Here is a 1,911-nt window from a genome sequence, read left to right as displayed (position 1 = left end):
TCATTTCAATTCCTCCAATTCATCATATCTTTATTATAACTCTTTTTGAGAAATATCCACTTTTAACTTGTACTATTTATATTCTAGCTCCACACCACACCAAGTAGAATAATAATCCCAGTCAAAGAAAATCCGATGTTTTAAACCCCTTAAACAAAAAAAGCGACCATCCACATCACGCAGACAGCCGCCAAAAACATTATTATTCAAAAATCCACTTTATCCGGATCCAGTCCAGACCCACCAAAGTTTTCAAGTGCATCTATTATCCTCATATCATCCTCGCCAAGCTCAAAATCAAATACATTTATGTTCTCTTCTATCCTTGCAGGTGTTACTGACTTTGGCAAAGGCAGGACATCATGCTGCAAGCACCATCGGATACAGGTCTGAGCGACCGATTTTCCATTTCTCAGGGCAATATCCTTTAATACGGCGTTATCAAGCATCCTTCCGGTTCCCAGAGGTGACCATGCCTCCACCAGAATGTTATTCTCCCTGCAATACTTAACAGTCTCTTCCTGAAGAAGCCCGGGGTGAAATTCTATCTGATTAACCATCGGCTTTATTTCCGTTTGCATAAGTGTAGCAAGATGATGAGGTTTAAAGTTTGAAACCCCGATAGCCTTGATTCTTCCTGCCTTGTAAAGCTCCGTCATAGCTCTCCACGTACCAAGGTTGATCTGCTCCCAATCTGCGAACATATGGGCTGCCGCAGGCCAGTGTATCAGGTACAGATCAAGATAACCGCATCCCAAATCCTGAATCGTCTTTTCAAATGCCGTCAGCGTCGATTCATAACCACGCTCTGTATTCCACACTTTGCTGGTAATAAACAGTTCTTCCCTTGGAATACCGCATTCGGCTATACCTTTGCCTACACTTACTTCATTTCCATAAACAGCTGCTGCATCGATATGTCTGTAACCGCAGCCTACAGCTGCCTTTACGCCATCTACCGTCACATCACTGTCCGGAGACTGCCATGTCCCATAACCTATTGCGGGAATCTCTACTCCGTTATTAAGCTTTATTGTCTTCATTTTTACCCTCGCTTTCTTCAATATCGTTTTCAAGTTTCCGGATCGCTTTTGCCGGCACACCTCCGACAAGGGTATTGTCCGGCACATCCTTTGTCACGACCGCACCTGCGGCAACAATCACATTATTACCTATAGTGACTCCGGGAAGGATCGTGACATTTCCGCCAATCCAAACATCATCACCAATCCTTACGGGGTTTGCGATCCCGATGTGTTGTCTTCTTCCCATAGGCGTAAGGGGATGTCCCACAGTCGTTATAAGGGTGTTCGGACCGATCATGACATTATTGCCTATGTAAACCTCCCTGATATCCAGGATAGTCAGATTGTAATTTCCTGTAAAATTATATCCGATATGGATATTCTTTCCGTTATCACAGTTAAATGTCTTCGCGATCCAGACTTTTTCGCCTACGCTGCCGAGATTCTCTTTCAGCATTTCATACTGTGCCGCAAAATCCAACGGATCAAGGGCATTATACTTTCCGCACCAGATGATTGCACGCTCCTTAAGTGCATCTACTTCCTCATCATCATAGCAGTACTCAAGCCCTGCTTTCAGCTTCTCAAGCTCCGTCATATACCTGTCCTCCATATAATTTTTCTCTCTTGTATTTTATTATGATTTCTTCCGAAACACAACTAAAAATTCTTCCACTCAAAGATGTATAATTTAAATTGTGTATATTTTTTAAATTTTAGTTTAATGTTTTTAGCCAAGCCTTAGTTTCTTTAAGTCTATAAGAATTTCCATTCATACTAATAACATAAGATTGGACCTATGTCAATATAGTGGACACATTTTTTCGATTTTTTCTATGCTATTTTATTTCTTTCTCGTACCTCACATTCTTCAGGAGTAATATAA

Annotated in this window: 2 protein-coding genes; both read right to left on the bottom strand. The window is 41.4% G+C overall.

What is annotated here, in order from left to right:
- Nucleotides 1–206 precede the first annotated feature (206 nt).
- Nucleotides 207–1,043, bottom strand: coding sequence for an aldo/keto reductase (locus BM384_RS16950; protein WP_090015428.1), 837 nt, complete (start codon nucleotides 1,041–1,043; stop codon nucleotides 207–209).
- A complete protein-coding gene (locus tag BM384_RS16945; RefSeq protein WP_090015426.1) occupies nucleotides 1,024–1,623 on the bottom strand; it encodes a sugar O-acetyltransferase in 600 nt (199 codons plus the stop codon). Before BM384_RS16945 ends, BM384_RS16950 begins: the two co-directional genes overlap by 20 nt.
- Between the last annotated feature and the right edge of the window lie 288 nt (nucleotides 1,624–1,911).

Source organism: Clostridium sp. DSM 8431 (genome assembly GCF_900116755.1).
Classification (GTDB): domain Bacteria; phylum Bacillota; class Clostridia; order Clostridiales; family Clostridiaceae; genus Clostridium.
This window is presented reverse-complemented; position numbering and strand designations above follow the sequence as displayed.